This is a genomic window from Stenotrophomonas riyadhensis (assembly GCF_040256885.1).
Classification (GTDB): domain Bacteria; phylum Pseudomonadota; class Gammaproteobacteria; order Xanthomonadales; family Xanthomonadaceae; genus Stenotrophomonas; species Stenotrophomonas riyadhensis.
Map to the genome: position 1 here is coordinate 4,261,010 of NZ_CP155568.1, position 23,671 is coordinate 4,284,680.

The following is a 23,671-nucleotide window of genomic DNA, read 5'->3' on the forward strand; positions in this document are numbered from 1 at the left end:
CTTACTCTTCCAGCTTGCTCAGCAGGTACTTCGGCTCGCCGATGCGCTCGATCAGGTCGAGCTGGGTCTCCAGCCAGTCGATGTGTTCTTCTTCCGAATCCAGGATCTTCACGAACAGCTGGCGGCTGACGTAGTCACCAACCGAGTCGGAATAGGCCACGGCCTCGCGCAGGGTCACTACGCCGTCGCGCTCCAGCGACAGGTCGCACTGCAGGATCTCGGTCGGGTTCTCGCCGATGCGCAGCTTGCCCAGCGCCTGGAAATTCGGCAGGCCTTCGAGGAACAGGATGCGGTCGGCAAGCATGTCGGCATGCTTCATCTCGTCGATCGATTCCTTGTACTCGTGTTCGGCCAGCTCCTTGATGCCCCAGTTCTTCAGCATCTTGGCATGCAGGAAGTACTGGTTGATCGCGGTCAGCTCGTTGTAGAGGACCTTGTTGAGGAATTCGATGACCTTGGTGTCGCCCTTCATGGGGGTGCTCCTGCACGCTGAAAACGCAGGCACTTTAACGCCTTGCGCGCGGCCGTGAAGGAACGCGAATCGTGCGCATTGGCCTGTGCGGCCGCACGTGAAGGATGCGAAAGCGCGGCGTCAACGCGCCGCGAAAGAGACGATCAGGCGACCTGGGCCAGACCGAGGACGGGCAGCGGCAGATCGTGGGTGGCACGCGCCTTGGCCAGCAGATCGCCGGCCATGTCCAGGCAGGAACCGCAGGTGGCACCACAACCGGTACGCATGGTCAGTTCGGCCACCGTGCTGACGCCATGGCTGGCGGCTTCGCGGATCTGGTGGTCGGTGACTCCGTTGCAGATGCAGACGTACACAGGCGTGAACCGGGCTGACAGGCCAAGAGTGGCCTGTTGGCTATTCCAATGGAAACGAGAATGGTTGTCAATCAGAGACCTGAACCATTCTCGATACGGTTCAGCCGGTCACGTGGCCGGACCATCGCCGGTGGCCTTCTTCGGCCAGTAGCCGCGGGTCCGTGGGCGCTTGCGTGGGCGGTCATGCCCGGCGGTATGGCCCGGCATCCAGGCCTCCGCAGCGCTCTTGGGCATGGCGGTCACGCCCTGCCCGGCCACCCCGCGCGCCAACGGCGCCAGATGTCGCAAGGCGCGCGCATAGACGCCACGCTTGAACATCACCACGTGCTCCACCGGGTACCAGAAGTCCACCCAGCGCCAGTGGTCGAACTCGGGTGAGTCGGTGTGGTCCAGCTTCACGTGGGACTCGTCGCCGGTCAGGCGCAGCAGGAACCAGACCTGCTTCTGGCCGATGCAGACCTGCCGCTCGTTGCGGCGGATGGCCCGCGCCGGCAGCTTGTAACGCAGCCAGCCGGGCGTTGCCCCGAGCACTTCCACGTGCTCAGGCAGCAGGCCGGTCTCTTCCTGCAGTTCACGATACATGGCCTCGACAGGCGTCTCGTCGGTATTCATGCCACCCTGCGGGAACTGCCAGCCGTCCCGGCGCACACGTCGTGCCCAGAACACCTGGCCGTCCTGCCGCATCAGCACAATGCCGACGTTCGGTCGATAGCCGTCCGGATCGATCACGATGCGGACTCCTAAAAAATCTACTGGTCGGGACTATCCCATGCCGCCTGTCGGCCCACAAGCACGATACAAAAGTGTTGACAGGGGCGATACACATCCGCAGAATAGCGGGCTCACCAAGGCTATGTAGCTCAGCCGGTTAGAGCACAGCACTCATAATGCTGGGGTCGGTGGTTCGAGTCCACCCATAGCCACCACACTGAAAATCAAGTTGTTTTTCAGCGTGAAAAGTGAGAAAATAGTTGCACGTTTTGCCCCGTCGCCAAGCGGTAAGGCACCTGACTCTGACTCAGGCATTCGGTGGTTCGAATCCATCCGGGGCAGCCAAATTAAAAGCAAAAGGCCAGATCGAAAGATCTGGCCTTTTGCTTTTAATTTGGTCGCGCATTCCACCTTATCCCCGCGCCTGTCGGCGCGCGCCCTTGAACATCAAGGGGACTCTTCTCCAGAGAGGTCCGGGGTCGGATCCTTTTCCAAAGGAAAAGGCTCTGACCCCACCCCATCGCCAGCCACTGGCCGGCAACCTGGAAATGCATGACCCCGAAACGACAAAAGCCCGGCCGAAGCCGGGCTTTTGCTTGTCCAACCAGCGGGCTCCCGGAGGAGCCCAACCAGGCGCGGTAGATCAGCGCTTGGAGAACTGGGTGGCGCGGCGGGCCTTGTGCAGACCGACCTTCTTACGCTCGACTTCACGGGCGTCACGGGTCATGAAGCCAGCCTTGCGCAGCTCGGACTTCAGGGTTTCGTCGTACTCGACCAGAGCACGGGCGATGCCCAGACGGATCGCACCGGCCTGGCCGGTGGTGCCGCCGCCAGCGGCGGTGACCAGGATGTCGAAGCTTTCGGTGTTCTTGGTCAGCTCGAGCGGCTGGCGCACGATCATGCGCGCGGTCTCACGACCGAAGAACTCGTCCAGCGGACGGCCATTGACGGTGATGTTGCCCGAACCCTTGCGCAGGAACACGCGAGCGGTGGAGGACTTGCGGCGGCCAGTGCCGTAGTTTTGAGTGATAGCCATGATTAGATATCCAGAACCTGCGGCTGCTGTGCGGCGTGCGGATGCTCAGTGCCGGCGTAGACCTTGAGCTTGCGGTACATCTGGCGACCCAGCGGGCCCTTCGGCAGCATGCCCTTCACGGCGATCTCGATCACGCGCTCCGGGTGGCGCTCCAGCGCCTGTGCCAGGGATTCGGTCTTCAGGTTGCCGATGTAACCGGTGAAACGGTGATACATCTTGTCCTGCAGCTTCTTGCCGGTGACGGCAATCTTTTCTGCATTGATGACGACCAGGTAGTCGCCGGTATCAACGTGCGGGGTGTAGACCGGCTTGTGCTTGCCACGCAGACGGCGGGCCAGCTCGGTGGCGAGACGGCCCAGGGTCTTGCCCTCGGCGTCGACGAGGTACCAGTCGCGCTGGACGGTCTCGTTCTTGGCAGTGAAAGTGCTCATGAAGAACTCTAGGTTAGGTCGGGCTCATTGCGGCGAAAGGCTCGCCGGAACTCTGCCACGCGTTGTGAAAAGGTGAAGCGTAAGGGGCGGGATTGTACGCAGGTCAGCCCAGGGTTGCAAGCAGGCCCCTGACCGGGTTGGCAGGGGCACGGGGCCGGGCGAGAATCGCGGGGTCTTCCGCCCCACCGTGTACCGCCATGACCGTGCTCCGCCAGATCACCCCGCTGGACCACCTGCTGACCGAGGCGCAGCGCGCCCTGGACACGGTGTTCGGCAACCCGCCGGCGGCCCGCCCCTACCCGGCCACGGAGACCGACGAGCCCGGCATGGACCGCGCCGAGCGCCGCCATGCCGCCGGGCTGATGCGGATCAACCACGTCGGCGAGGTCTGCGCACAGGGCCTGTACTTCGGCCAGGCGGCCGTGGCCCGCGACCCGGCCACGCGTGAACACCTGCTGGAAGCGGCCCAGGAAGAGACCGACCACCTGGCCTGGTGCGCCACCCGCCTGGGCGAACTGGACAGTCGTCCGAGCCTGTTCAACCCGCTCTGGTACGCCGGCAGCTACACCATCGGCACCCTGGCCGGGCTGCGTGGCGACGGCTGGAACCTGGGCTTCGTGGTCGAGACCGAGCGCCAGGTGGAGGCGCACCTGGACGAGCACCTGGTCGACCTGCCGGCCGGCGACCTGCGCAGCCGCGCGGTCATCGCCGTGATGAAGGAAGACGAGGCCCGCCATGCGGACCACGCCGAGCAGGCCGGCGCACGCCGCCTGCCGTTCCCGATCCCGGGCGCGATGGCGCTGGCTTCCAAGGTCATGAAGACCATCGCCTACCGGCTGTGACCGCCAGGTAGTGCCGGCCGCTGGCCGGCAACCACGCAGGCACCGCAGAAGATCAGGAGGTTGCCGGCCAGCGGCCGGCACTACCGATTAATTGGGCGAGACCAGCTTCAGGCCGATCACACCGGCCACGATCAGGCCCACGCAGGCCAGGCGGGCCGGCGATGCGCTGTCATTGAACAGGTAGATGCCCAGCACCGCCACGCCCATGGCGCCGATGCCGGTCCAGATCGCGTAGGCCGTACCAACCGGAATGCTCTTCATCGCCTGGCTCATCAGGTACAGGCTGATCAGGGCGGACACCACCGTGGCAACGGTGGGCAGGGGTTTGCTGAAGCCTTCGGAGTACTTCATTCCAAGGGCAAAACCGATCTCGAACAGGCCGGCCAGCAGCAGGTAGATCCAGGGCATGGGTGGGGGCTCCTTACCTTTTTTGAGAAAAACGAAACGGCCCGGTGTTTTCACACCGGGCCGTGGGTCGGTACATCACCGTGGAACTATAACGCGTGCGGGGCACTGGTTCCACGGGGCGGGTCGTCCCGCCTGAGCGGCGATGCCTGCGGGCATCGCACATGGGGTTTACTCGGACAGGTTCCGGCCGTGGAACAGCTCTTCGATCTCGCGCTTGAGCAGCGCTTCGATCTTCATGCGTTCCTTGAACGACAGGTTCTTGGCCTTTTCCTCGAACAGGTACTGGTCCAGGTCGAAGTCCTTCAGGTGCATCTTCGTGTGGAAGATGTTTTCCTGGTAGACGTTGACGTCGAACATCTCGTAACGCGACTTGATGTTCTTGGCCAGGAAGTTCTGGATCGAGTTGATCTTGTGATCGATGTAGTGCTTCTTGCCCTTCACATCGCGGGTGAAGCCACGGACGCGGTAGTCCATGATCACGATGTCCGACTCGAGGCTTTCGATCAGGTAGTTCAACGCCTTCAACGGCGAAATGACGCCACAGGTGGCCACGTCGATGTCGGCGCGGAAGGTGGCGATACCTTCCTGCGGGTGCGTTTCCGGATAGGTGTGCACGGTGATGTGCGACTTGTCCATGTGCGCGACCACGGCATCGGAGATCAGCTCCTTGCCGGCCTGCTTCTTGTCGATCACCGGTTCTTCGGAGATCAGGATGGTCACCGAGGCACCCTGCGGGTCGTAGTCCTGGCGGGCCACGTTCAGGATGTTGGCGCCGATGATCTCGGCGACATCGGTCAAGATTTGAGTCAGCCTGTCGGCGTTGTACTCTTCATCGATGTATTCAATGTAACGCTGACGCTCCTCTTCGGTGCGCGCGTAACACACGTCATAGATGTTGAAGCTCAGCGCCTTGGTGAGGTTGTTGAAACCCTGCAGCCTCAGGCGAGGCAACGGCTTGACCACGGCGGTCGATTCCTGTGTAAGAAGGGAAAGGGGGAATTATGGGGCAAACTGTCCCCGGGGGGAACGTGAAGAGCGCTCACATCTGGCACACTGTTTGCCCTTAACAATTGCGCTGGTTAAGCTCCGCTATCGACCCCGTGAATCCGTTCATGCGCAGAGGGAGCGCTCCTATCGTGTCAACCGTGCGCCTAGCTAGCAGTCCACTGGCCCTGGATATCGCCACAATCGATCGTTTCCTGGCGCACAGCCACAGGCGGCGATACCCCACCCGTACCGACGTCTTCCGACCCGGTGACCCGGCGGGAACCCTGTATTACGTCATCAGTGGCTCGGTTTCGATCATGGCCGAGGAAGATGACGATCGCGAGCTGGTGCTGGGCTACTTCGGTGCCGGCGAGTTCGTCGGCGAGATGGGCCTGTTCGTTGAATCGGACCGCCGCGAGGTGATCCTGAGGACCCGTACCGCCTGCGAGCTGGCCGAAATCAGCTACGAGCGCCTGCATCAGCTGTTCCTCGGCCCGCTGTCGGCCGATGCCCCGCGCCTGCTGTACGCGCTGGGCCAGCAGATCTCCAAGCGCCTGCTCGACACCAGCCGCAAGGCCAGCCGCCTGGCATTCCTGGACGTTACCGACCGGATCGTGCGCACCCTGCACGACCTGGCGCAGGAGCCGGAGGCGATGAGCCATCCGCAAGGCAGCCAGCTGCGCGTCTCGCGCCAGGAACTGGCCCGCCTGGTCGGCTGCTCGCGCGAAATGGCCGGCCGTGTGCTGAAGAAGCTGCAGACCGACGGCCTGCTGCATGCCCGCGGCAAGACCGTGGTGCTGTACGGCACCCGTTGACCGTTGAGCACCCGGTGGGTGGTGCGGACCTTGGTCCGCACTCCTTGGCGCGCTAGGCTCGGTACATGGAACTGAGCAGCGCATTCTGGTGGTTCATCCTCATCGGCCTGGGCGCCCAGCTGGTGGACGGCGCGCTGGGCATGGCGTTCGGCCTGGTGTCGTCGTCGGTGATGCTGGCCATGGGTATTCCGCCCGCGCAGGCCAGCGCCGCCATCCACACCGCCGAGGTGTTCACCACCGGCGCCTCCGGCGTGTCGCATCTGGTCGCCGGCAATGTCGATAAGCGCTTGTTCCTGCGCCTGGCGCTGCCCGGCGCTGTCGGCGGCGCCGTGGGTGCCTACGGCCTGACCCAGCTGCCCGGCGAGGTGATCCGCCCGCTCATCTATCTCTACCTGCTGGTGCTGGCCATCATCATCCTGGCGCGTGCCGCCGGCCGACTGATGCCCAAGGGCGAGGTCAAGCGGGTGCCCGTGCTGGGCTTCGTGGCCGGCTTCCTGGATGCCAGCGGCGGGGGCGGCTGGGGACCGGTGGCCACCTCCACCCTGCTCGCCCGCGGCGGCCAGGCGCGCACCACCATCGGCACGGTGAACGCGGCCGAATTCGTGGTCACCCTGACGGTTTCAGCTACGTTCCTGCTGTCGATGGGCCTGCATCACCTGCAGATCGTGGCCGGCCTGCTGATCGGCGGCATGATGGCCGCACCGGTGGCGGCACTGCTGGTGAAGCGCCTGAAGGAGCGCTGGGTACTGGTGGCTGTCGGCGTGCTGGTACTGGGCATCAGCCTGTTCCAGATCGGGCATGCGCTGACCGGGTATCTGGCGCGCTGAACGTTTGCCGGCCAGCGGCCGGCACTACCAGGACGGAAAAGGGGTAGTGCCGGCCGCTGGCCGGCAGATCCATCACCGTGCGGCGGGATCAGGCCTTGTCGCCGCCGCGGTCCACGCAGCCCCAGTTGAGGATGCGGGTGCCGGCCGGCAGCACGCGGCGGAAGAAGTCCACGCGGCTCGGCTTCGGGTTCACCACCACCGGCGCCTTGGCGGCCAGCAGCAGCGGCAGGTCGGCAGTACTGTCGGAGTACGCGACGTCGATGTCGCCATAGCCGCGCTCGCGCAGCATGCGCATCTTCTCTTCGTTGTGGCAGTGGCGGGTCGGGCCGACGCCGCCCAGCCGCGGGCCGACCTCGGTGCCGATCACCGGCACGTCCTGGTGGGCCACGAAGGCCAGGATCGCGCGCGCCAGTTCCGGCGGCGCGCCGGTAGCGACCACCACGCGGTCGCCCTTGGCGCGGTGCGCAGCAAAGACCTCCAGCGCCTGCGGCAGCAGCTTGGCGCGCATCTGCGCCTCGTTGCGCAGCACGTAGGCGTCGATCACCTTGTTGAAATCACGCGCACGGTGCAGGCCGAAGCTGCCGATCCACACATAGACCGAAATGCCGGTGCGACGCGTCGGCAGCATCGCCACCAGCGGCCCGGCGATCGGCGTGACCAGCAGCGCTGCCAGCATCCGCAGTGGGTTGCGCTTGATCAGCGAAGCGAACAGGTGAGTACCCGAATCGCCGTCGTAGAGGGTGTGGTCGAAGTCGAAGACCACCAGCGGCGCATCCTCGCGCGGCGTTGGATAGTGCGTTGTCATGCCGCGAAGAATAGCTGACGCAGGCCCTCGCCCGGCTCTTCCACGCGCATGAAGGCCTCGCCGACCAGGAACGCATGGATGCCGGCATCACGCATCAGCGCCACGTCCTGCGGACCGAGGATGCCGCTCTCGGTGACCAGCAGGCGATCGCGCGGCACCGCTTTCTGCATGTCCAGCGTGGTCTGCAGCGACACCTCAAAGGTGCGCAGGTTGCGGTTGTTGATGCCGATCATCGGCGCCGGCACCTGCAGCGCACGCTCCAGCTCGTCGATGTCGTGCACTTCCACCAGCACGTCCATGCCCAGCGACAACGCCAGTTCGGACAGCGTGGCCAGCTGGGTGTCGTCCAGCGCGGCGACGATCAGCAGGATGCAGTCGGCGCCCAGCACGCGCGCCTCGTACACCTGGTAGGCGTCGATCACGAAGTCCTTGCGCAGCACCGGCAGCGTGCAGGCTTCGCGGGCCTGCTGCAGGTAGGCGTCGGCGCCCTGGAAGAAGTCCACGTCGGTCAACACCGACAGGCAGCTGGCGCCACCGAACTCGTAGCTGACCGCGATGTCGGCCGGGCGGAAGTCCGGGCGGATCACACCCTTGGAGGGGCTGGCCTTCTTCACCTCGGCAATCACCGCCGGGTCGCCGTTGGCCACCGCCGCCTGCAGCGCGCGCACGAAGCCACGTACCGGCGGGGCGCTGGCCACGGCGGCCTGCAGCTCCTCGAGCGGGCGCTGGGCGCGGCGCTGGGCCACTTCTTCGGCCTTGCGGGCCAGGATCGTCTGCAGGATGTCGCTCATCGTCTTCGGTTCGGTGCGGGGGCGGTGAGGACGGCCATTATCGGCCATCAAGAGGGTCAGGCTGAACCGCGCGCTCAGGCAACCAGCGCGCGGGTGGTCTCCACATACTGCTGCAGGCGCTGGCGGGCGCTGCCGTTGGCGATGGCGGCACGGGCGCGGGCCAGGCCGTCGCCGATGTCGCTGGCCACGCCGGCCACGTACAGCGCGGCGCCGGCATTCAGGGCCACGATGTCCAGCGCCGGGCCGGGCTGGTTGTCCAGCACCGCGCGCAGCATGGCGATGGACTGCTCCGGGCTGTCCACGCGCAGGTTGCGGCTGGCCGACATGGCGATGCCGAAGTCCTCCGGGTGGATCTCGTACTCGCGCACCTTGCCATCGCGCAGCTCGCCCACCAGGGTGCCGGCGCCCAGCGAAATCTCGTCCATGTTGTCGCGGCCCCAGACCACCATGGCGCGTTCGGTACCCAGCTCGCGCAGCACCCGTGCCTGGATACCCACCAGATCGGGGTGGAACACGCCCATCAGTACCGACGGTGCGCTGGCCGGGTTGGTCAGCGGGCCAAGGATGTTGAAGATGGTGCGCACGCCCATCTCGCGGCGGACCGGCGCGACGACCTTCATCGACGGGTGATGGATCGGCGCGAACATGAAACCGATACCGGTCTGCTCGATCGCCGCGGCCACCTGGGCCGGCTGCAGCTCGATGGCCGCACCCAGTGCTTCCACCGCATCGGCGCTGCCGGACTTGGACGACACGCTGCGGTTGCCATGCTTGGCCACGCGCGCACCGGCCGCAGCGGCGACGAACATCGCGCAGGTAGAGATGTTGAAGGTGTGCGAGCCATCGCCACCGGTGCCGACGATGTCGACCAGGTGGGTGCTGTCGGCCACCGGCACCGCCAGCGCGAATTCACGCATGACCGTGGCCGCCGCGGCGATCTCGTCGATGGTTTCCTTCTTCACGCGCAGGCCGGTGAGGATCGCGGCGGTCATCATCGGCGAGACGTCGCCGCGCATGATCTGCCGCATCAGGTCGACCATTTCGTCGAAGAAGATTTCGCGGTGCTCGATGGTGCGTTGCAGGGCTTCCTGGGGGGAGAAGCTCATGGGAATGCTCCTTGGATCAGGCCGCCGGACGCTGCAGGAAATTGCGCAGCAGGGCGTGGCCGTGTTCGGTGAGGATGGATTCGGGATGGAACTGCACGCCTTCCACCGGGAACTGGCGGTGGCGCAGGCCCATGATCTCTTCGATCGAGCCGTCGTCGTTCTCGGTCCAGGCGGTCACTTCCAGGCAGTCCGGCAGGCTGTTCTTGTCCACCACCAGCGAGTGGTAGCGGGTGGCCTGGTAGCGGTCCGGCAGGCCAGCGAACACGCCCTTGCCTTCATGGCGGATCGGCGAGGTCTTGCCGTGCATGATGTTGCCGGCACGGATGACCGTGCCGCCGTAGACCTGGCCGATGCCCTGGTGGCCCAGGCAGACGCCGAGGATGGGCGTGGTCGGGCCCAGGCGCTGGATCAGCTCCAGCGACACGCCCGCTTCGTTGGGCGTGCACGGGCCGGGCGAGATGACGATGCGCTCGGGCTTCTGCGCGGCGATCTCGTCCACGCTCATCGCATCGTTGCGCACCACCTTCACCTCGGCGCCCAGCGTCTGCAGGTACTGCACGAGGTTGTAGGTGAAGCTGTCGTAGTTGTCGATCATCCACAACATGGTCAGGTTCCGTCGCTTATCAGGAAAATGGCGTACACGTTTTCGGTGTAGGTGATGGGACCGGCCTCGATCGACTCCGGTGCCATGGGTGCGGGCGCTGCAGCGCTGCCGGTCAGGGTGATATCGGTAAGGCGTGGCTCAGGCACGCCGCTCACCTCACCCTCGACCGGCTGTGGCCATCGGCCGGCCTGGATGCCATAGGCGAAGTCCGGGGCCACGTCGGAGATGCTGTACAGGCCTCGCAGCTGGGTGCCGTAGGCCTTGGCCAGGCCCTGTGCGGACTCGCGGGTCCTGGCCGCGGCCTCGCCCTTGAGTTCGCGGCGCAGCGCCACTTCGCCCGAGTAGGTCGGGGCCACGCTGCTGACCTGCAGGTTCTCGTTGGCCTTCAGTGCAGCCAGCGTTGCCTGCATGGCCTGCACACTGGCGAAGCTCGCACGCAGCTGGCGCGCCACGCGGGTACCGATGAAGACCTGCTTGCCATTGTCGTAGCGATGGGCTGGACCAATCCGCAGATTGTCCGCACGCACGCTGCCTTCCACCGCCTTGTTCTGCTTGAACAGCGCCAGCACGCGCGCGACGTTGTCCTGCACGCGGCGGCGCGCGGCGTCGGCATCCATGTCGGTCTCTTCGATGTTCAACTGCAGGCCGAACCGGTCCGGCATCACCACGCGGCGCGCCTCGCCCTTCACCAGCAGGTGCGGCTGCGAGGGAATGGTATTGGCCTGCGCCCACGCAGACGGGGCCATCGTGGCCAGCAGTGACGACCACAGCAATGCGCTCAGCAGCTTCATGCAGTACTCCTTGTCTTGAACGGGAACGGCGGAACGACCACGGCGCAGCGGCCGTGGCGAGGCAGGCTTACAGGCCCTTGGCGGCCTGGGCGACGGCGCGGAACAGCGCGCGGCCCTTGTTCATCGTCTCGTCCCATTCCTTGTCCGGGTCCGAGTCGTAGACGATGCCGGCGCCGGCCTGCACGTACAGGCGGCCATCCTTGATCACCGCGGTGCGGATCGCGATCGCGGTATCGGCATCGCCGTGCCAACCGATGTAGCCGATGCTGCCGGCGTAGACATTGCGCTTGATCGGTTCCAGCTCGCGGATCACTTCCAGCGCACGGATCTTCGGCGCACCGCTGACGGTGCCGGCCGGGAAGGTGGCGCGCAGCACGTCGGCGTAGCTCAGGCCCGGCTGCAGCTGCCCGGTCACTTCGCTGACGATATGCATGACGTGGCTGTAGCGCTCGATCACGAACTGCTCGCCCACTTCCACGGTGCCGGCCTTCGATACGCGACCAGCATCGTTGCGGCCGAGGTCGATCAGCATCAGGTGCTCGGCACGTTCCTTCGGATCGGCCAGCAGCTCGGCTTCCAGCGCCAGGTCCTGCTCGACGGTCGCACCGCGCGGACGCGTGCCGGCGATTGGACGCACGGTGACTTCGCCATCCTGCAGGCGCACCAGGATTTCCGGCGAGGAACCGACCACCTGCAGGTCGCCGACATCGAGGAAATACATGTACGGCGAGGGATTCAATGCGCGCAGCGCGCGGTACACATCCACCGGGCGCGCCTTGAACGGCACGCTCAGGCGCTGGCTCAGCACCACCTGGAAGATGTCGCCGGCACGGATGTATTCCTTGCTGCGCTGGACCGCATCGACGAAGCCTTCGCGGGTGAAGCCGGAGACGAAATCGGACTCGTCCAGCACGTCGCTGTTGAGCGGCGCGGGATAGCCGGCCCCCGGTGCGCGCAGCTTGGCGGTCAATGCATCCAGGCGTGCCTGGGCCTGCTCGAAGGCACCGTCGACACGCGGATCGGCATGCACGATCAGGTACAGCCGGCCCTTGAGGTTGTCGAACACCGCCAGCTCGTTGGAGTCCAGCAGCAGGATGTCCGGCGTGCCCAGCTCATCGCGGCCGGCCGGCGGCGCCAGGCGCGGTTCGATGTAGCCGATGCACTCGAAACCGAACCAGCCGACCAGGCCGCCGGTGAAGCCCGGCAGGCCTTCCAGCTTGGGTACCGAGTGGGCGCTGCGCAGCGCCTCGACTTCGGCGAACGGGTCGGCCACCTCGCGGGTTTCCACCACCTGGCCGTCTTCGCGCACGGTCAGCGTGTGGCCGTGGAAGGCGTACACGCGACGCGCCGGCAGGCCGATGATCGAGTAACGACCAAAACGCTCGCCGCCTTCGACGGATTCAAACAGGTAGGTATTGGGGCCGTCGGCGAGCTTCAGATAGACCGAAAGCGGCGTGTCCAGGTCGGACAGCACTTCACGGACGACGGGAATATGGGTGTGGCCTTCAGCGGCCTGCAGCTGAAACTGAGCGTGCGAGTTCAAGACGACTTTCCTTCCGGGACACAGCGTTATGGGGGCGGACGACGGCAACGGGCCACCATCGCCACCAACGGCGTGCGGAAGAAAGGGTATGCGGGGTCGTCAGGCTGGACACCCCTTGACTGTATCGCAGCTTGGACGGGAGGGGAACCCTGTGAAACTGAACCACGGGCCGCCCCGGGGCGGCCAGGGAGACCGGCGCTACGCCGGGGCATTCTCAGCAGAGGCCCCAGCAAGCAACGGGCATCCGGTCGGCAGATGCATCCGCACCCTGCCCGGCACGCACGCGATGCGGAACTGGCGGGCCTGTACCGGTTCGCCGTCCAGGTTGAGCGTCAACGGGCGCTCGGATTCCACCTGCAGCCACGGCAGGCGCGCGCGCGTGGCCAGCTGTTCCAGTGCGGCCTGGGTGCCCGACTTCAGCATCTGGCCGAGCGTGGCGGTGACTTCACCCTCCAGCTCCGGAAGCACCGTCACGTCCAGCTGCCCATCATCGATCAGTGCCTGCGGGCACAACTGCTGGCCACCACCGGCCTGGCGGCCATTGCCGATGCCGAGCGCGATGAAGTCGCCCTCCCATGCGAAATCCGGACCTGACAGGCGCGCATGGATCGGCTCGATCCGCCCCAGCTTGGCGATGCCGGTGATCACATACGCCAGCCCGCCCAGCATCTTCTTCAAGCCGGCATCGGTCTCCACCGTCACCTGCGTGCCGAAGCCCCCGCTGGCGAGATTGGCGCACCACCAGGGCGTGCCATCGGCGTCCACGCGCAGCAGATCGATGGCGTGCGGCACCGCCTGCGCGATCAAGGCCAAGGCCGCCTTCGGCTCGGTCGGGATGCCGGCCGCAGTCGCGAAGTCGTTGGCGGTCCCCATCGGAATCAGTGCAAGCGAGGGCAACGCATCTGCCGCTTCCTCACGGTGCGCCAGCGTCTCGGCCACGGCACTGAGCGTGCCATCACCACCGGCAGCGACGATCACGTCCACGCCATGATCGATGGCCTCGGCCACGTAGCGCTCGGCGTCACCGTCCTCCCAGGTCACCCGCACGTCCAGCTGCACGCCTTGCCCACGCCAATGACCGACCGCGTCGCGCAGCGCGTCATTGCCTGCGGATTTTCCGTTGAGGATCAGGCGCCAGCGCGGGGTGGTCATGCGGTGCTTCCAGGACGGGGGTGGCACAGGCTAGCAATGCGCCGTTTGTCCGCAGTGAATGTCACGCAGGTGTCATTCAGCTGCTGGAGAATGGAAGGCCATAGCAGGGACGACGGATGGAGGCAGGATCAGCCTCCCACGCATGCAGCGAGGCCACGCCAGTGATTGGCGTGGCTTTTTTTTCGGAGCTCGGAGGGCGTGCGAACCAAGGTTCGCACCCACCGGGTTGCGGTTCGCACACACCAGGTGGGTAGATCCACGCCATGCGTGGATGCACCTCGCCTCAGCCGTTGGCGAACTTGTGCAACGCCTGGCCCTGCAGCCGGTACACCGTCCACTCGTCCTGCGGCGTGGCACCAGCGGCGGTGTAGAACTCGATGGCCGGGGTGTTCCAGTCCAGCACCGACCATTCGAAACGGCCGCAGCCTTCGGCCACGGCCTGGCGTGCGATGTACTTCAGCAGCGCCTTGCCGGCACCGCCGCCGCGCTTTTCCTGGCTGACATACAGGTCTTCCAGGTAGATGCCCTTGCGGCCCAGCCAAGTCGAGTAGTTGTAGAAATACACGGCGTAACCAATGGGCTCGCCGTCGGCTTCGCAGATCAGCGCGCGCGCCGTGGCATCGGCACCGAACAGGCTCTCGGCGATGCCGATCTCATCGGTCTGCACCGAATGCTCGGCCTTCTCGTAGATGGCCAGTTCGCGGATGAAATGCAGGATCAGGCCGGCATCGGCCACAGTGGCCGGACGGATGTTCAACAGAGCCATGGGCGGAAAAGGGAGACGGAGGGAATCAGGCGAGCTTAATCCCCTCCGTCCCCTTTTTGTCAGCGTGCCGCAGCGACATTCGCGCGCATCTGCGCGATCACGTCCTGGTAGCTGGTCTTGGCATTGAAGATGGCCGAGCCGGCAACGAAGGTATCGGCGCCGGCGGCGGCGATCTCGCCGATGTTGTCGGCCTTCACGCCGCCGTCGATCTCCAGGCGGATGTCCTTGCCGCTGGCGTCGATCATCTTGCGCACCACGCGCAGCTTGTCCAGCGCCGAGGGAATGAAGGCCTGGCCACCGAAGCCCGGGTTGACCGACATCAGCAGCACCAGGTCCAGGTCATCCAGCACCCAGTCGAGGATGTCCACCGGCGTGGCCGGATTGAGCACGATGCCCGGCTTGCAGCCCAGCGAGCGGATCAGCTGGATGGTGCGGTGCACGTGGCGGCTCGCTTCCGGGTGGAAGCTGATGTAGGTGGCACCGGCTTCGGCGAAGTCCGGGATGATGCGGTCCACCGGCTCGACCATCAGGTGCACGTCGATCGGCGCGGTCACGCCGTGCTTGCGCAGGGCCTGGCAGACCATCGGGCCGATGGTCAGGTTCGGCACGTAGTGGTTGTCCATCACATCGAAGTGGACCCAGTCCGCGCCGGCGGCGAGGACGTTGTCGACTTCCTCGCCGAGGCGGGCGAAGTTGGCGGACAGGATGGAGGGGGCGATGAGGCAGTTGGACATGGCCGGGCCTTGCAATGAGGGGAAAGTGGGTCAGCGCTTGCGCAGGGTCTTGATGCGGTCGTAGGCGGCATTGATCCGCCGCGACTTCTGCTCGGCCTGCTGCTGCAGCTCGGGGGCGGCGCCGCCGAGCTTGTCGGGGTGGTACTGCGAGATCAGCCTGCGGTAGGCGCGCTCGACCTCGGCATCGGTGGCCTCGGAGGTCAGCCCCAGCTCCCGGTACGGGTTCTCCTTGTTCAGGCGGAACCAGTCCGAGTCGAAGGCGTGGCCGATCAACAGGCCGACCACCGCGCCGAACAGCGGATTGGGCCGGAACAGCAGGGCGCCGGCGATGAATCCGAGCAGTTTTCCGTACCAGCGCATGGCGCTCCGGGGTCGACCGACGAAATGGACGCTCATTTTACGTCACAGCGGGCCCGGACCGCTTTACACTAGGCCGCCCGCTGGTCAGCGGGCCCGCCGGGTCCGTTGGGCAGCAGCCGTATCGACAACGCCCCAGGAGTGCCCGTGCCAACCACGCTGTTGCAATCCGATCTCCCCGGCCTGCCCTTGCGCCATCGCGGCAAGGTGCGTGATGTGTTCGATATCCCGCGCGAGCGGCTGCCAGCCGGAACCCCGCCGGGCGAATACCTGCTGATGGTGGCCACCGATCGCCTGTCGGCGTTCGACGTGGTCCTGCCCGACCCGATCCCGGGCAAGGGCGAGATGCTCTGCCAGGTCTCCAACTTCTGGTTCGCCAAGACCGCGCACCTGATGCCCAACCACCTGACCGGCATCGACGTGGCCAGCGTGCTGCCCGAAGGCGTGGACCCGGCCCTGTACGCCAAGCGCGCGGTAGTCACCCGCAAGCTGAAGCCGGTGCCGGTGGAAGCGATCGCCCGCGGTTACCTGATCGGCAGCGGCTGGAAGGACTACCAGCGCACCGGCAAGGTCAGCGGCATCGACCTGCCGGACGGCCTGCGCCAGGCCGAGCAGCTGCCCGAGCCGATCTTCACCCCCTCGACCAAGGCCGCCGTGGGCGACCATGACGAGAACATCGATTTCGATGCGATGGTGAAGCAGGTCGGTGCCGAGATGGCCGAGCGCGTGCGCGACGCCACCCTGCGCATCTACAAGTTCGCCGCCGATTACGCCCGCGAGCGCGGCATCATCCTGGCCGATACCAAGTTCGAGTTCGGTACCGATGCCGATGGCCGCCTGTACATCATGGACGAGATGCTGACGCCGGATTCCTCGCGTTACTGGCCGGCCGATGAGTACGAGGTGGGCACCAGCCCGCCGAGCTACGACAAGCAGTTCGTGCGCGATTACCTGGAGACGCTGGACTGGGGCAAGACCGCCCCGGGCCCGACCATCCCGGCCGAGATCATCGAGCGCACCCGCGCCAAGTACGCCGAGGCGCTGCAGCGCCTGGCCGGGATCAGCGTCGACTGATCCCCTGCGCCCCCGGCCGGTCTGGCTGGGGGCGTTCTGAATGCGGTACCGCCGGCCGCTGGCCGGCAACCTCGCGAACCTGCAGCCAGGCATGGCCTGGCTCTACTGCCGGTTGCCTGGGGTAGTGCCGGCCGCTGGCCGGCAACCTCGCGAACTCGGCTATGCTCTGGCTTGCCGGCCAGCGGCCGGCACTACCGTTGTCCGAGGAAGCAACGCAGCATGCAGACATCCACCGAGCTTGCGCGGCCGATCGACCGCTATTTCGCCAGTTATTCCGACGACCACCGCAATGTGATCAACCAGCGCATCCACGTGGTGGCGGTACCGGCAATCCTGTGGTCGGTGGTGGCCCTGCTGTGGTGCCTGCCGCCACTGATCACCTGGCTCCAGTACGGCATCTGGTCGGCGTTCGCGATGTTCAGCGCCTGGTGCTTCTACAACAAGCTGTCGCGCCCGCTGGGCATCGGCATGCTCATCCAGTTCTTCGTGTTCGGCTGCCTGTGCCGCCTGCTGGAGGCCGAGATCGGCCTGCACAATCTGTTCTGGCTGGCGGTGGGCGTGTTCGTTGTGGCCTGGATCGCGCAGTTCATCGGTCACAAGTTCGAGGGCCGCAAGCCCAGCTTCCTGACCGACCTGACCTACCTGCTGATCGGCCCGGCCTGGGTGATGGCCAAGTTCTACCGCAAGCTCGACTGGCGCTACTGACCTGCCCGTGGCCGACCGCGCCCCTCGTTTCCTGAACGGGCAGATTCCGTCACCCGCACTCCACGACGGCCCTGCCAGCCTGCACCGGTGATCCGTTCCCCATCGCCCGCCCGTCGACGGCAGCCCCTGTGCGACAGGGCCTGCGGTCTCCCTGCGTGGGCGTAGGGTGTCCCCCGAGGGCAACCGGGGAGGGACCGCAGCAACGTGATGCTGCGCTGCAGAAAAAATGAATCAGCGGACGTTACATGCAATTGATCGCTGTTCGATGGGTTTCGGCGACATTTCGCAGCCTGTTATCCTCCCTGACCTGCTCGTGAATCATGGATTCCCTGCATGCTCCCCAGCCTGCCCCTGCTGCTGGCCCTGCCGTTCCTGATGGCAGCGGCTGTTGCGGCCTTCCCCCGTAGTTCGCGCTCGACTGCTGCCTGGCTGGCGGCGCTGGCGCCGTTGGGCGGGCTGGCCATCCTCGGCTGGCTGACCCCGTCGGTGCTCGACGGCCAGGTGGTGCGGACGATGGTCCCTTGGCTGCCGCAGATCGGCCTGGACTTCACCCTGCGCCTGGACGGGCTGGCCTGGATGTTCGCCGGGCTGGTGCTCGGCATCGGCGCGCTGGTGGTGCTGTATGCGCGCTACTACCTGAGCCAGCAGGACAACGCCCACCGCTTCTACTGCTACCTGCTGCTGTTCATGGGCGCCATGCTGGGCATGGTGCTGTCGGGCAACCTGCTGTTGCTGATGATCTTCTGGGAAATGACCAGCATCAGCTCGTTCCTGCTGATCGGCTTCTGGTCGCACCGCCAGGACGCCCGCGAGGGCGCACGCATGGCGCTGGTGATCACCGGCGGCGGTGGCCTGGCCCTGCTCGGTGGCGTGCTGCTGATCGGCCGCATCGTCGGCAGCTTCGACCTGGACGTGGTGCTGGCCGCCGGCGAGCAGATCCGCGCCAGCGCGCTGTACCCCTACGCCCTGTTCCTGGTGCTGGCCGGCATCTTCACCAAGAGCGCGCAGTTCCCGTTCCACTTCTGGCTGCCGCACGCGATGGCGGCGCCCACGCCGGTCTCGGCCTACCTGCATTCGGCCACCATGGTGAAGGCCGGCGTGTTCCTGCTGGCACGCCTGCACCCGGCGCTGGCCGGCAGCGACCTGTTCTTCTACACGGTCAGTGGCATCGGCGCGCTGACCCTGCTGATCGGTGCCTGGAATGCGATCTTCCAGCACGACCTGAAAGGCCTGCTGGCGTACTCGACCATTTCCCACCTTGGCCTGATCACCCTGCTGTTCGGCCTGTCCACGCCGATGGCGGTGGTGGCCGGCGTGTTCCACATCCTCAACCACGCCACCTTCAAGGCCTCGCTGTTCATGGCCGCCGGCATCATCGACCACGAAACCGGCACCCGTGACATGCGCAAGCTGGGCGGCCTGCGCAGGCTGATGCCGTTCACCAGCGCGCTGGCGATCATCGCCTCGCTGGCGATGGCCGGCATCCCGCTGCTCAACGGCTTCCTGTCCAAGGAAATGCTGTTCGCCGAAGCGCTGACCGCCGGCGGCGGCCCGGGCGCCATGCGCACGGCGGTGTCGATCGCGGCGCTGCTGGCCGGTGTGTTCGGCGTGGCCTACAGCCTGCGCTTCGTGCACGACACCTTCTTCGGCCCCGGCCCGCACGACCTCGACCGCGTGCCGCATGAGCCGCCGCGCTGGATGAAGGTGCCGGTGGAACTGCTGGTGGTGATCTGCGTGGCGGTGGGCATCGCCCCGGCACTGACCGTGGCGCCGGTGCTGCATGCCGCCGCGGCCTCGATCCTCGGCAATGCCATGCCCGAGTACAGCCTGGCGGTATGGCACGGTTTCAACCTGCCGCTGGCAATGAGTGCGATCGGCGTGGTCGGTGGCGTGGCGCTGTACTTCGGCCTGCGCAGGCTGATCAATCTGCACGGCGTGGAAACCCGCACCACCGGCCGCAACGTGTTCCATGCGCAGCTGGATGCGCTTTCCGCGCTGGCCATGCGCCTGACCAACGGCATCGCCAACGGCAGCCTGCAGCGCATGCTGCTGGGCCTGGTGCTGGTGGCGATCGTGGTCGCCGCCGCACCATTCGTGGCCAATCCGGCCTCGCCGAACTGGACCGCGCCGCAGCCGATCCCGCTGCTGGGCTGGGCGCTGTGGCTGGTGATGATGGCCTGTGCGGTCGCCACCCTGCGCGTCTACAAGCAGCGCCTGCTGGCGGTGCTGCTGGTCGGCGGCGTCGGCCTGATGGTGGCGCTGACCTTCGTGTTCCTGTCCGCGCCCGACCTCGCCCTGACCCAGCTGCTGGTGGAGATGGTGACCCTGGTGCTGATGCTGCTGGGCATGAACTACCTGCCCGCGCAGTCCGGGCCGGAGCGGCCGCGCTGGCGCAAGCGCCGTGATGCGGTGATCGCGATCATCGCCGGTGCCGGCCTTGGCGCGCTGGCGTACTCCGCGATGACCCTGCCGCCGAACACCATGGCCGGCGAGCTGCTGGGCCGGGCACTGCCCGAGGCGTACGGCCAGAACGTGGTCAACGTGATCCTGGTCGACTTCCGCGGCTTCGATACCTTCGGCGAGATCACCGTGTTCGGCATCGCCGCGCTGGTGGTGCACGCGCTGCTGCGGCGCACCCGCATGGCGCCGGAGCAGATCATGCCCGGCCCGCCGATCAAGCTGCCGGTGCCGGCCGACCTGGCGCAGATCATGTTCCCGCTGACCCTGACCGTATCGATCTTCCTGTTCCTGCGCGGCCACAACGCGCCGGGCGGTGGCTTCATCGCCGGCCTGGTGCTGGCGGTGCCGCTGCTGATCCAGTACGTGATCCAGGGCACCGCGTCGGTGGAATCGCGCTTCGGCTTCGACTACATCCGCTGCATCGGCACGGGCCTGTTGATCGCCCTGCTCAGCGGCAGCGCGTCGATGCTGTTCGGCGTGCCGTTCCTGACCAGCGGCCACCTCGACCTGCACCTGCCGCTGATCGGTGACGTGCCACTGGCCAGCGCCATCGGCTTCGACATCGGCGTGTACCTGGTGGTGTTCGGTGGCGCCATGCTGATGCTGTCGATGATGGGCACGATCAAGCCGTCGCGTACCCGTACCGCCCGCAAGGGTGAGATCGACCTGCAACGCCGTTCGGCACGCACCGGGGAGATGCACTGATGGAACTGGCCCTGGCTACCGCGATCGGCGTGCTGACCGCGATCGGCATCTACCTGCTGCTGCGTGCGCGCAGCTTCGACGTGATCCTCGGCATGACCTTCCTGTCCTATGCGACCAACCTGCTGATCTTCGCCGGTGGCCGCGTGGTGCTGGGCAAGGCGCCGGTGCTGCAGGAAGGCGTGGACAGCCACCTCGGCAACTACACCGACCCGCTGCCGCAGGCCCTGGTGCTGACCGCGATCGTGATCGCCTTCGCGATGACCGCCGTCAGCATCGTGCTGGCCATGCGCAGCCGCAGCGACAACCACAGCGACCATGTGGACGCCCACGAACCTGACGAAACCGGACCAGGCGACGACGCGCCGCCGCGCCAGGGCGAGGATCGCGCATGAACCATCTGGTGATCCTGCCGATCCTGATTCCGCTGCTCGGTGCCGCACTGTCGCTGTTCGTCGAGCACCGCCGCTATGGCCCCAGGGTGCAGCGCACGGTGGCCTGGACCTCGCTGTCGGCGCTGGCGCTGGCGGTGGGCCTGCTGTTCGCATCGACCGTGGGCGGTGACATCAACGTCTACCTGCTGGGCGACTGGCCGTCGCGGCTGGGCATCGCGCTGGTGGCCGACCGGCTGTCGGCGTGGATGCTGCTGACCACCCTGCTGCTGGCCATTCCCTGCCTGCTGCATGCCTGCTCGGGCTGGGACCGTCGCGCACCGCACTTCCATGCACTGTTCCAGTTCCAGCTGGTCGGCCTCAATGGCGCGTTCCTGACCGGCGACATCTTCAACCTGTTCGTGTTCTTCGAGGTGATGCTGATCGCCTCCTACGGCCTGCTGCTCAGTGGCGGCCGCGGCCTGCGCATGCGCATCGGCCTGCACTACGTGGTGTTCAACGTCACCGCCTCGACGTTGTTCCTGATCGCACTGGGCCTGCTGTACGCCTCGCTGGGCTCGCTGAACATGGCCGAGCTGTCGCAGCGCATCGCCGAGGTGCCGCCGGCGCAGTTGACCCTGGTGAAAGCGACGATGGGCCTGTTGCTGCTGGTGTTCTGCGCCAAGGCCGCATTGATGCCGCTGTACCTGTGGCTGCCGGAAGCCTATTCGCGCGCACCGGCTGCAGTCGCCGCCCTGTTCGCGATCATGACCAAGGTCGGCCTGTACTCGGTGCTGCGCATCCAGATGCTGTGGTTCGGCGACGATGCCGGTGTGATGGCCGGCTACGGCCGCGACTGGCTGCTGTGGGCCGGCGTGGCAACGCTGGTGCTTGGCGGCCTCGGTGCGCTGGCCGCGACCCGCCTGCGCGTGCTGATCTCGTACCTGGTGATCGTCTCGGCAGCCACGCTGTTCATCGCCTTCTCGGTAGGCACGCCGCAGGTGCTGTCCGCCGGCCTGTACTACCTGCCGCACAGCAGCTTCGTCGCCGCCGCACTGTTCCTGATTGCCGACCTGATCCGCCGCCGTCGCGGTGGCGCCAGCGACCGCAAGGAAGTGGTCGCGCCGATGCCGGGCAAGGAAACCCCGGCGGTGCTGTTCCTGATCGGCGCGGTGTCGGTGGCCGGCCTGCCGCCGCTGTCCGGTTTCCTGGCCAAGGCCGCGCTGCTGGCCGGCATGCCGGCGCAGTACACCGGGCCCGTGTGGACCGCGGTGCTGGTCAGCAGCCTGCTGGTGATCATGGGCCTGACCCGCGGCGGCATCCGCCTGTTCTGGCGCGTGCCGCCGGTCGAGGCCGATGCACCGAAGCCGCGCAAGGCACGCCTGCGCCGGGTCGAGCTGTACGCGGCCTGCATCCTGCTGGCCTATGGCATCGGCATGACCCTGGCCGCTGCACCGCTGATGCGCTACACCGACGCCACCGCTGCACAGCTGCTGCACCCCAGCGAGTATGTGCAGCAGGTGCGTGCGACCCCGCCGGAGATCCGCCAGCCATGACCGCCCAGCGTTCCCTGTTCCGCCGCATCATTCCCTCGCCGATGCTCAGCATCATGGTGGTGGCGTTCTGGCTGCTGATGTCCGACAGCTTCACCCTCGGCCAGTTCGTGCTGGGGCTGGTGCTGGGCGTGGTGGTGCCGCTGTTCGCCGCGCGCCTGGACCGCGAGTTCGCCCGCATCGGCACCCTGCGCCCGCTGCCCAAGCTGCTGTGTGTGACCCTGTGGGACATCCTGATGTCCAACATCCGCGTGGCGATCCAGGTACTGGGCCCGGAGAAGAACATCCACCCGGGTTTCATCTGGCTGCCGCTGGACATCGCCAACATCCACGGCATCGCCGCGCTGACCAGCATGATCACCCTGACCCCGGGCACGGTATCGGCCGCGCTCAGCGACGACCGCAGGTTCCTGCTGGTGCACGTGCTGCACCTGGAGGACCCGCAGGACCTGATCGACACGATCAAGCGACGTTACGAAGCCCCGTTGATGGAGATCTTCCCATGACTGGATTCCAGATCATCCAGACCACGCTGGTGGTGTGCATGCACGTGGTCGGGCTGGCGATGCTGCTGGCCACCTGGCGCCTGCTGCGCGGCCCGACCGTGCCCGACCGCATCCTCGCGCTGGACACCCTGTCGGTGACTGCCATTGCAGAGCTGATGCTGTTCGGCATGTACCTCAACTCAGCGATCTATTTCGAAGCCGCACTGGTCATCGCCATGCTCGGCTTCGGCAGCACCGTGGTGCTGAGCAAGTTCGTGCTGCGCCGGGACATCGTCGAATGATCACTGCGATCCAGATCGGCCTGTCGATCCTGCTGCTGTTCGGCTGCTTCTTCATCCTGGTCGGCGCACTGGGCCTGGTGAAGCTGTCCACCTTCTTCAAGCGGCTGCACGCACCGACCAAGGCCAGCACGCTGGGCGTGGGCTGCGTACTGGTGTGTTCGGTGTGCTACCACATCTTCCTCGGCCAGGACCCGCAGCCGCGCGAGCTGCTGATCACCGTGTTCCTGTTCATCACTGCACCGATCAGCGCACACATGATGGCCAAGGCCGCGCTGTCGCTGCTGATGGAAACCCGCCCCAGCCTGCCCGGCAACGAGCCGGCTGCCGAAGAGCAGCTGCCGCCGCCGGAACCGGTGCGGGAAGAAGAGACCACGCAGAACCGGTAAATCCGGTAGAGGCCGACCTTGGTCGGCGCCTTGTTTCCCCGAGTGCCAACCAAGGTTGGCAGCTACCGGGTAATCGGTGGTGGATGCCGACCTTGGTCGGCA

Annotated in this window: 28 protein-coding genes and 2 tRNA genes; 13 read left to right on the forward strand and 17 right to left on the reverse strand. The window is 66.3% G+C overall.

The features are described 5' to 3' along the window. Position 1: 1 nt before the first annotated feature. From bfr to SriyCCGPB3_RS19650, 3 genes are all read right to left on the reverse strand, one after another. On the reverse strand, positions 2 to 472 hold the full coding sequence (gene bfr, locus SriyCCGPB3_RS19640) for a bacterioferritin (protein ID WP_005419804.1): 471 nt from the start codon (positions 470 to 472) through the stop codon (positions 2 to 4). A gap of 143 nt (positions 473 to 615) precedes the next feature. Next, on the reverse strand, positions 616 to 825 hold the full coding sequence (locus SriyCCGPB3_RS19645; protein WP_005411309.1) for a (2Fe-2S)-binding protein: 210 nt from the start codon (positions 823 to 825) through the stop codon (positions 616 to 618). 108 nt (positions 826 to 933) lie between these two features. Then, positions 934 to 1,554: an RNA pyrophosphohydrolase gene (locus SriyCCGPB3_RS19650; protein WP_032127170.1), complete on the reverse strand. Its 621-nt coding sequence runs from the start codon at positions 1,552 to 1,554 to the stop codon at positions 934 to 936. Positions 1,555 to 1,674: 120 nt separating this feature from the next. Between SriyCCGPB3_RS19650 and SriyCCGPB3_RS19655 the strand changes: the two genes are divergently transcribed. Both SriyCCGPB3_RS19655 and SriyCCGPB3_RS19660 read left to right on the forward strand, forming a co-directional pair. Further along, positions 1,675 to 1,751: transfer RNA gene (locus tag SriyCCGPB3_RS19655), tRNA-Met, on the forward strand. Between the two features lie 55 nt (positions 1,752 to 1,806). Then, positions 1,807 to 1,881: transfer RNA gene (locus SriyCCGPB3_RS19660), tRNA-Gln, on the forward strand. A gap of 298 nt (positions 1,882 to 2,179) precedes the next feature. On the opposite strand, the gene rpsI is transcribed toward SriyCCGPB3_RS19660, so the two are convergent. Together rpsI and rplM are read right to left on the reverse strand one after the other, a co-directional pair. After that, positions 2,180 to 2,572: a 30S ribosomal protein S9 gene (gene rpsI, locus SriyCCGPB3_RS19665; RefSeq protein WP_005411311.1), complete on the reverse strand. Its 393-nt coding sequence runs from the start codon at positions 2,570 to 2,572 to the stop codon at positions 2,180 to 2,182. Positions 2,573 to 2,574: 2 nt separating this feature from the next. Then, positions 2,575 to 3,003: a 50S ribosomal protein L13 gene (rplM, locus tag SriyCCGPB3_RS19670; protein ID WP_005414692.1), complete on the reverse strand. Its 429-nt coding sequence runs from the start codon at positions 3,001 to 3,003 to the stop codon at positions 2,575 to 2,577. A 197-nt stretch (positions 3,004 to 3,200) separates the two neighbouring features. Here rplM and coq7 point away from each other — a divergent pair, with 197 nt between their 5' ends. After that, complete coding sequence (gene coq7 / locus SriyCCGPB3_RS19675) at positions 3,201 to 3,845, forward strand: 2-polyprenyl-3-methyl-6-methoxy-1,4-benzoquinone monooxygenase (protein WP_154264641.1); 645 nt, start codon at positions 3,201 to 3,203, stop codon at positions 3,843 to 3,845. Between the two features lie 87 nt (positions 3,846 to 3,932). Here coq7 and SriyCCGPB3_RS19680 read toward each other — a convergent pair whose 3' ends face one another. Both SriyCCGPB3_RS19680 and speD read right to left on the reverse strand, forming a co-directional pair. Continuing rightward, on the reverse strand, positions 3,933 to 4,253 hold the full coding sequence (locus SriyCCGPB3_RS19680) for a DMT family transporter (protein ID WP_005419816.1): 321 nt from the start codon (positions 4,251 to 4,253) through the stop codon (positions 3,933 to 3,935). 168 nt (positions 4,254 to 4,421) lie between these two features. Beyond that, entirely contained in the window at positions 4,422 to 5,216 is a 795-nt protein-coding gene (gene speD / locus SriyCCGPB3_RS19685) for an adenosylmethionine decarboxylase (protein ID WP_006473908.1), read from the reverse strand. A 149-nt stretch (positions 5,217 to 5,365) separates the two neighbouring features. Here speD and crp point away from each other — a divergent pair, with 149 nt between their 5' ends. Beyond that, positions 5,366 to 6,055 carry a cAMP-activated global transcriptional regulator CRP gene (crp, locus tag SriyCCGPB3_RS19690; protein WP_010482649.1) on the forward strand — a complete coding sequence of 230 codons (690 nt, stop codon included), beginning with the start codon at positions 5,366 to 5,368 and terminating at the stop codon, positions 6,053 to 6,055. 65 nt (positions 6,056 to 6,120) lie between these two features. After that, positions 6,121 to 6,882 (forward strand): sulfite exporter TauE/SafE family protein, encoded by a 762-nt coding sequence (locus SriyCCGPB3_RS19695; RefSeq protein WP_014038735.1) that lies wholly within the window; start codon positions 6,121 to 6,123, stop codon positions 6,880 to 6,882. Positions 6,883 to 6,970: 88 nt separating this feature from the next. On the opposite strand, the gene SriyCCGPB3_RS19700 is transcribed toward SriyCCGPB3_RS19695, so the two are convergent. The 10 genes from SriyCCGPB3_RS19700 to SriyCCGPB3_RS19745 all read right to left on the reverse strand — a co-directional run bounded on the left by SriyCCGPB3_RS19700 (position 6,971) and on the right by SriyCCGPB3_RS19745 (position 15,534). Continuing rightward, the gene (locus SriyCCGPB3_RS19700) at positions 6,971 to 7,687 is read right to left on the reverse strand and encodes a haloacid dehalogenase-like hydrolase (protein ID WP_153854687.1); all 717 of its coding nucleotides are present in this window, start codon (positions 7,685 to 7,687) and stop codon (positions 6,971 to 6,973) included. Beyond that, a complete protein-coding gene (gene trpC / locus SriyCCGPB3_RS19705) occupies positions 7,684 to 8,478 on the reverse strand; it encodes an indole-3-glycerol phosphate synthase TrpC (protein ID WP_106550927.1) in 795 nt (264 codons plus the stop codon). The genes SriyCCGPB3_RS19700 and trpC overlap by 4 nt, the downstream gene beginning before the upstream one ends. A 74-nt stretch (positions 8,479 to 8,552) precedes the next feature. Beyond that, positions 8,553 to 9,584, reverse strand: a complete 1,032-nt coding sequence (gene trpD, locus SriyCCGPB3_RS19710; protein ID WP_110713969.1) for an anthranilate phosphoribosyltransferase — start codon at positions 9,582 to 9,584, stop codon at positions 8,553 to 8,555. A 16-nt stretch (positions 9,585 to 9,600) separates the two neighbouring features. Next, complete coding sequence (locus SriyCCGPB3_RS19715) at positions 9,601 to 10,188, reverse strand: anthranilate synthase component II (RefSeq protein ID WP_014648668.1); 588 nt, start codon at positions 10,186 to 10,188, stop codon at positions 9,601 to 9,603. A 2-nt stretch (positions 10,189 to 10,190) separates the two neighbouring features. Further along, entirely contained in the window at positions 10,191 to 10,979 is a 789-nt protein-coding gene (locus tag SriyCCGPB3_RS19720) for an SIMPL domain-containing protein (protein ID WP_110713970.1), read from the reverse strand. A 67-nt stretch (positions 10,980 to 11,046) separates the two neighbouring features. Beyond that, positions 11,047 to 12,522, reverse strand: a complete 1,476-nt coding sequence (gene trpE / locus SriyCCGPB3_RS19725) for an anthranilate synthase component I (protein ID WP_110713971.1) — start codon at positions 12,520 to 12,522, stop codon at positions 11,047 to 11,049. Between the two features lie 198 nt (positions 12,523 to 12,720). After that, complete coding sequence (gene yegS, locus SriyCCGPB3_RS19730; RefSeq protein WP_350259651.1) at positions 12,721 to 13,674, reverse strand: lipid kinase YegS; 954 nt, start codon at positions 13,672 to 13,674, stop codon at positions 12,721 to 12,723. A 283-nt stretch (positions 13,675 to 13,957) separates the two neighbouring features. Then, positions 13,958 to 14,440: a GNAT family N-acetyltransferase gene (locus SriyCCGPB3_RS19735; protein WP_350259652.1), complete on the reverse strand. Its 483-nt coding sequence runs from the start codon at positions 14,438 to 14,440 to the stop codon at positions 13,958 to 13,960. 59 nt (positions 14,441 to 14,499) lie between these two features. Next, a complete protein-coding gene (gene rpe / locus SriyCCGPB3_RS19740; RefSeq protein ID WP_032127160.1) occupies positions 14,500 to 15,174 on the reverse strand; it encodes a ribulose-phosphate 3-epimerase in 675 nt (224 codons plus the stop codon). Between the two features lie 30 nt (positions 15,175 to 15,204). Beyond that, complete coding sequence (locus SriyCCGPB3_RS19745; RefSeq protein ID WP_014038745.1) at positions 15,205 to 15,534, reverse strand: J domain-containing protein; 330 nt, start codon at positions 15,532 to 15,534, stop codon at positions 15,205 to 15,207. 144 nt (positions 15,535 to 15,678) lie between these two features. Between SriyCCGPB3_RS19745 and SriyCCGPB3_RS19750 the strand changes: the two genes are divergently transcribed. The 8 genes from SriyCCGPB3_RS19750 to SriyCCGPB3_RS19785 all read left to right on the forward strand — a co-directional run bounded on the left by SriyCCGPB3_RS19750 (position 15,679) and on the right by SriyCCGPB3_RS19785 (position 23,569). Continuing rightward, a complete protein-coding gene (locus SriyCCGPB3_RS19750; RefSeq protein WP_162622101.1) occupies positions 15,679 to 16,605 on the forward strand; it encodes a phosphoribosylaminoimidazolesuccinocarboxamide synthase in 927 nt (308 codons plus the stop codon). A gap of 219 nt (positions 16,606 to 16,824) precedes the next feature. Then, a complete protein-coding gene (locus SriyCCGPB3_RS19755) occupies positions 16,825 to 17,310 on the forward strand; it encodes a DUF962 domain-containing protein (protein WP_153854691.1) in 486 nt (161 codons plus the stop codon). A gap of 333 nt (positions 17,311 to 17,643) precedes the next feature. Beyond that, the gene (locus tag SriyCCGPB3_RS19760; RefSeq protein ID WP_164161314.1) at positions 17,644 to 20,475 is read left to right on the forward strand and encodes a monovalent cation/H+ antiporter subunit A; all 2,832 of its coding nucleotides are present in this window, start codon (positions 17,644 to 17,646) and stop codon (positions 20,473 to 20,475) included. Continuing rightward, complete coding sequence (locus SriyCCGPB3_RS19765; RefSeq protein ID WP_248858392.1) at positions 20,475 to 20,867, forward strand: Na+/H+ antiporter subunit C; 393 nt, start codon at positions 20,475 to 20,477, stop codon at positions 20,865 to 20,867. Before SriyCCGPB3_RS19760 ends, SriyCCGPB3_RS19765 begins: the two co-directional genes overlap by 1 nt. Then, the gene (locus SriyCCGPB3_RS19770) at positions 20,864 to 22,399 is read left to right on the forward strand and encodes a monovalent cation/H+ antiporter subunit D (RefSeq protein WP_350259653.1); all 1,536 of its coding nucleotides are present in this window, start codon (positions 20,864 to 20,866) and stop codon (positions 22,397 to 22,399) included. Before SriyCCGPB3_RS19765 ends, SriyCCGPB3_RS19770 begins: the two co-directional genes overlap by 4 nt. Continuing rightward, positions 22,396 to 22,902, forward strand: a complete 507-nt coding sequence (locus tag SriyCCGPB3_RS19775; RefSeq protein ID WP_110713978.1) for a Na+/H+ antiporter subunit E — start codon at positions 22,396 to 22,398, stop codon at positions 22,900 to 22,902. The genes SriyCCGPB3_RS19770 and SriyCCGPB3_RS19775 overlap by 4 nt, the downstream gene beginning before the upstream one ends. Further along, positions 22,899 to 23,183 (forward strand): K+/H+ antiporter subunit F, encoded by a 285-nt coding sequence (locus SriyCCGPB3_RS19780; protein ID WP_006399171.1) that lies wholly within the window; start codon positions 22,899 to 22,901, stop codon positions 23,181 to 23,183. Before SriyCCGPB3_RS19775 ends, SriyCCGPB3_RS19780 begins: the two co-directional genes overlap by 4 nt. Continuing rightward, the gene (locus tag SriyCCGPB3_RS19785; protein WP_049401677.1) at positions 23,180 to 23,569 is read left to right on the forward strand and encodes a Na+/H+ antiporter subunit G; all 390 of its coding nucleotides are present in this window, start codon (positions 23,180 to 23,182) and stop codon (positions 23,567 to 23,569) included. The genes SriyCCGPB3_RS19780 and SriyCCGPB3_RS19785 overlap by 4 nt, the downstream gene beginning before the upstream one ends. The last annotated feature ends 102 nt before the right edge of the window (positions 23,570 to 23,671 follow it).